This window comes from Micromonospora sp. KC207, assembly GCF_004348615.1.
GTDB lineage: Bacteria > Actinomycetota > Actinomycetes > Mycobacteriales > Micromonosporaceae > Micromonospora.
This window is the reverse complement of sequence record NZ_SMKJ01000393.1, coordinates 1-4902: the sequence shown is the minus strand read 5'-3', so window position 1 is coordinate 4902 and position 4902 is coordinate 1. Positions and strand designations below refer to the sequence as shown.

5 protein-coding genes are annotated in these 4902 nt (G+C 74.6%); 3 read left to right on the top strand and 2 right to left on the bottom strand.

Going from position 1 to position 4902, the window contains the following annotated elements:
• Window positions 1–2: 2 nt before the first annotated feature.
• A complete protein-coding gene (locus E1258_RS29890; protein ID WP_007072827.1) occupies window positions 3–602 on the bottom strand; it encodes a hypothetical protein in 600 nt (199 codons plus the stop codon).
• Window positions 603–834: 232 nt separating this feature from the next.
• Window positions 835–1365: a M48 family metallopeptidase gene (locus E1258_RS29885; protein ID WP_132406997.1), complete on the bottom strand. Its 531-nt coding sequence runs from the start codon at window positions 1363–1365 to the stop codon at window positions 835–837.
• A 512-nt stretch (window positions 1366–1877) separates the two neighbouring features.
• On the opposite strand from E1258_RS29885, the gene E1258_RS33680 reads away from it, so the two are divergent.
• From E1258_RS33680 to E1258_RS29875, 3 genes are all read left to right on the top strand, one after another.
• Complete coding sequence (locus E1258_RS33680; protein ID WP_007072829.1) at window positions 1878–2045, top strand: DUF5679 domain-containing protein; 168 nt, start codon at window positions 1878–1880, stop codon at window positions 2043–2045.
• A gap of 222 nt (window positions 2046–2267) precedes the next feature.
• Window positions 2268–3320: a hypothetical protein gene (locus E1258_RS29880; RefSeq protein WP_132406995.1), complete on the top strand. Its 1053-nt coding sequence runs from the start codon at window positions 2268–2270 to the stop codon at window positions 3318–3320.
• 253 nt (window positions 3321–3573) lie between these two features.
• Window positions 3574–4902 (top strand): AarF/ABC1/UbiB kinase family protein (locus E1258_RS29875; protein WP_132406993.1); only part of this gene is annotated, 1329 nt, incomplete at its 3' end.

Here is a 4902-nt window from a genome sequence, read left to right as displayed (position 1 = left end):
GGTCAGCGGTGGCCGGAGAGGAGGGCGCGGGTGGTTTCCCAGCCCTCGACGGCGGGGTCGAGGGCGGCCAGGTCGGCCGGGCCGCGCAGCCGCCGCCAGGCGGCGGTGACGGCCACGTCCCCGGGTCGGGGGGCGGCGCGGCGCACCTCGGCCGCGTGCGTGGCGTCCAAGTCGACCTCCGGGAGCCACTCCGGCACCGGCAACCGGGACGCGACGCCGAGCAGGCCGGGGCCGGCGTCCTCGACCGGGGCGAGGGCCACCGGCCGGGTGGTCAGCGGACGGAGCAGCTTGCCGATGGTCAGGCCGGGCAGGTCCGGGGCGTCGGCGGCGACGACGGCCCCCTGGTCGTACCCGGTCAACGCGCCGAGGACGGCAGTGCCGGTGGCGGCGGGCACCTCGTACACGGCCATGCCGGGCCAGACGACGGACTCGGCCAGGGCGCGGTCCGCCGGGACGGCCGCGATCGCGGTCTCGACCTCCTGGAGGGTGGCGAGCAGGTCCACCACGTCCTCGGCGAGCGCAGCCCGCCAGGCCGCCGGGTCGATCCCCGGGGGCGTCCACGCCACCGGGCCGAGCAACGCCACCACCACACGTCGAGCCACGCCACGACCCTAGACGAGGCCGATGTCGGGGGTCGATGCCTGGCATGCAGGTCGGCATGGGAGAGCGGGCGGGGCGAGCGCCGGGAGGACCCGGACGACCCGCAGGCGCCATGTCGCCGGCATGGCGGGATTGCAGCGGGCGGGTTGGCGCGATGTCGCCGACATGGAGTTGATCACGCGGCCGGGGCGAGGCCAGACGGGGTCGAGGCGGCGCGAGACGAGGACGGCGCGGTCAGTCGCCCAAGGGGGCGCCGGAGGCCGCGGCGACGCCCTCCAGGTACCCGCGGGCGCGTTCGGCCTTCGGGTAGCGCCCGACCAGCGCCCAGAACCGGGCGTTGTGGCTGGGCACGATGAGGTGGGCCAACTCGTGCAGCAGCACGTAGTCGATCACCCAGTCGGGCATGTCCTGGATGCGGTGCGAAATGCGGATGGTGCGGTCGGCCGGGGTGCAGGAGCCCCACCGGCCGTTCTGGTTGGTCACCCAGCGGACGCTCACCGGGACCGCCTGGTCGCCGTATTCGGCGAGGTAGAGGCCGCGCAGCCGGGTGGCGCGACCGAACAGCTCGTCGTCGGAGCGAACCAGCCGCCCCTCGCGGGCCTCCAACCGGGCCAGCATCCGGTCGACCCACTCGGTCTCCTCGGCCCGGGAGAACTGGTCGGGGATCAACACCACGACCCGCTCGCCGTCGCGGTAGGCGGACACCGTGCGTCGCCGGCGCTGGCTGCGCCGCACCTCGACTACCGGCTTCCGCGCCCCTGCCATCAGCGGACCGCGCAGCCTCGGATTGCTGTCACGAAGGAAAGCTAATGGGTACTGACCAGGGGTCCGCAAGAGTCAACACCACGACACGCGCCCGGAAAGTCATGGTTGATGACCAGGAGTCCCGAAAAAAATCCTTGCGGACTGTCACGAAAGGGCTCCGTCACGGCTCGTGGTGGCCGTGACGGGGCGGGCGCGACTCCCTCCCACCGTATGTGATCACGCCCCCGGCCGCCGGCCGGGGGCACCTCCCGGGCGACTTGAGTGGGTTCACCCGGCGTGTCCCCGCGAAACTGACTTATCCGACCTAACTCGGCATGCACACTCTCGACGTCGACTTGCTCACAGTGTCGAAGCACAGCTGACATGGAACCACCCAGACCTGGGTAGGGTCCGCGGACCAGCGGTCACGAGGGTGACCGCGGAAAAAGTCCCAGCGCCGGCGCCCCACGCGGCCCGCCGCCGGGCAACCCGCCGGGACCGGATTGACCGGCGGACGAGACGAGGAGGGCACCGTGGCCGACCAGGCCCAGACTTACAACGGTTACTGCGTCAAGTGCAAGGAGAAGCGGGACTTCGAGGGGCACATCGAAGTTTCGAAGACCGGGATGAACATGGCCAAGGGCAAGTGCCCGGTGTGCGGCACAACAGTGAACCGCATCCTGGGCAAGGCAAAGGTCTGACCCGCACGGGTCCAGCACCGGGGGAGGGCGGCCACTGGTCGCCCTCCCCCTCGCCCTTGCCGGGCAGTCGCTACCCAGGGGCCCGATGATGTCGGGTTACCGACACGACTATCGGCCGGCTGTGGATAACCCGCCGCTCGCTGTGGATAACCCTGCGTAAGGCGGTGCGCACCTGTGGACAACGATCGACGGAAAGCAGGGATTCGGTCACGATTCGTCGTCATGACCCGTGACCCGCTGCCTCGGCCCACCCTGCTGCCCGGCCTGACCCGCCTGTGGCGGGACCGGCACACCCTCCAGCTCGGGCTGGAGCCAGGCCGGGCCGTCCTCGTCGAGGTGGCCAACCCGCGCGCCGTCCGGGTGCTGGACCTGCTCGACGGCACCCGCAGCGAACGCCTCGTCCTCGCCCACGCCGCCGGGGCCGATGTGCCACGGGACGAGGCGCGCGGGCTCGTCGACGCGCTGCGCGCCGCCGGGCTGGTCGTACCCGCGCACACGCTGCTCCCCAGCGACCTCGCCGGCCCGGCGCGGCGGCGACTCACCGCGGAGGCCGCGGCACTGGCCCTGGCCGCGCCCGCGCTGCCCGGCACGCCCGCCCAGGTGCTGCGGCGACGTCGGGGCGCGCGGGTGCTGGTCACCGGCGGTGGCCGGCTCGGCGCGGCGGTCGCCGTCGCGCTCGCCCAGGCCGGGGTCGGGCACGTGCACCCGGACCTGACCGGGCCGGTGTGCCCGGCCGACCTGGTGGGCACCGGCCTCGCCGCCACCGACCTGGGCCGGCCGCTCGCCGCCGCCGTGCGCGACGCGGTGGACCGGGTCGCCCCCGGCACCGCCACCCGCCCGCTGCGCGGCGGCCGGCCCGCCCTCGTGCTCCAGCTCGGCCTCGACCGGCCGGCGGCGCTGGTCGCGGCCGGGTTCACCCAGCGCCGCCAGCCGCACCTGCTGCTCACCCTGCGCGAGGGGGTGCCCACGGTCGGGCCGCTGGTCCGCCCGCCGTCCGGGCCCTGCCTGCGCTGCGTCGACCTGCACCGGACCGACCGGGACCCGGGCTGGCCGGCGCTCGCCGCCCAGCTCGCCACCGACGCCCCGGACCAGACCTGCGGCGCGGCGATCCTGCTCGCCGCAGCGGGTTACGCCACCGCGGAGGCGCTGGCCCACCTCGACGGCGGCACCCCGGAGACTCTCGGCTGCGCCGTGGAGATCGCCGGCCCCGGTCGGCTACGCCGGCGGACCTGGCCGCCGCACCCGTCGTGCCGCTGCGCCGGGCCAACCCACTGAACCACCACGGATCCGGCCACCCCACCCGCCATGCCGACGCGCCGGCCAGATCCGCCGACCGGCCCCCGTCAACCAGGGACGAAACGGCCCGAGTGGGCAACCGGCCCGACCCGCTGAGCGGCCCGCCGGCCGGGAACGAGCCGGCCCCGGTGGCGACCGGCTCGACCCGCCGAGCGGCCACGATCCGGGGGTGGGCGACCCCGGCCCGGCAGCGAAGCAGCCGCGGGGCCGTCGAGTCGGTAACAATGGCCGGGTGACCGACATCCCGCGCCGGGCCATGTCCCGGACCGCCAAGCTCGCCGCCCTGCCGCTCGGCTTCGCCGGCCGGACCGTCCTCGGCATGGGCAAGCGCGTCACCGGGCTGGCGTCCGACGTGATCTCCGCCGAAATCCAGCAACGCACCGCCGAGCAGCTGTTCAGCGTGCTGGGCCAGCTCAAGGGCGGGGCGATGAAGTTCGGCCAGGCGCTGTCGGTCTTCGAGGCGGCCCTGCCCGAAGAGATCGCCGCCCCCTACCGGCAGGCCCTCACCAAGCTCCAGGAGGCCGCCCCGCCGCTGCCAGCGGCCACGGTGCACAAGGTGCTCGCCGAGCAGCTCGGCCCGGCCTGGCGGGAGCGCTTCGTCTCCTTCGACGACACCCCCGCCGCCGCGGCCAGCATCGGCCAGGTGCACCGGGCCCAGTGGCGGGACCCGGACGGCGGCGCGCCCCACGACGTGGCCGTCAAGATCCAGTATCCGGGGGCCGGGGACGCGCTGCTCGCCGACCTCAAGCAGCTCTCCCGGCTGAGCGGCATGCTCCGGGCGATCCAGCCGGGGCTGGACGTCAAGCCGCTGCTGGTCGAGCTACGGGAGCGGATCACCGAGGAGCTGGACTACGAGCTGGAGGCCGAGTCCCAGCGCGCCTTCGCCGTCGCGTACGCGGGCGACGCCGAGATCTTCATTCCGGCGGTGCTCACGGCCACCCCCCGGGTGCTGGTCACCGAGTGGATCGAGGGCACCCCGCTCGCCGAGATCATTCGGGAGGGCAGCGAGGAGCAGCGCGACGAGGCCGGCCGGCTCATGGCGATCCTGCACCTGTCCGCGCCGGCCCGGGCCGGCCTGCTGCACGCCGACCCGCACCCGGGGAACTTCCGGCTGCTGCCGGACGGCCGGCTCGGCGTGATCGACTTCGGCGCGGTGGCCCGGATGCCGGAGGGTACGCCCGAGCCGATCGGTCGGCTGGCCGGGCTGGCGCTGCGCGGCGAGGCGGACGCGGTGGTCGATGGGCTGCGCGAGGAGGGCTTCGTCAGCCCCACCGAGCCGATCGACGCCCAGGCCGTGCTCGACTTCATCCGGCCCATGCTGGACCCGGTGGCCGACGAGGAGTTCCGGTTCACCCGGGCCTGGCTCCGGGCCGAGGCGACCCGCCTGGCCAGCCCGCGCTCGCCGGCGTACCAGCTCAGCCGGCAGCTCAACCTGCCGCCGTCGTACCTGCTGATCCACCGGGTCACGCTCGGCTCGATCGGGGTGCTCTGCCAACTGCAGGCGAAGGCGCCGTACCGCTCGATCCTGGAGCGCTGGCTGCCGGGCTTCGCCCCGGTGGGC

What these genes read in the sequence shown, in the direction of transcription:
- E1258_RS29885 (WP_132406997.1), bottom strand. Translation starts at nt 1,365, where the DNA reads ATGGCAGGGGCGCGGAAGCCGGTAGTCGAGGTGCGGCGCAGCCAGCGC.
- E1258_RS29880 (WP_132406995.1), top strand. Translation starts at nt 2,268, where the DNA reads ATGACCCGTGACCCGCTGCCTCGGCCCACCCTGCTGCCCGGCCTGACC.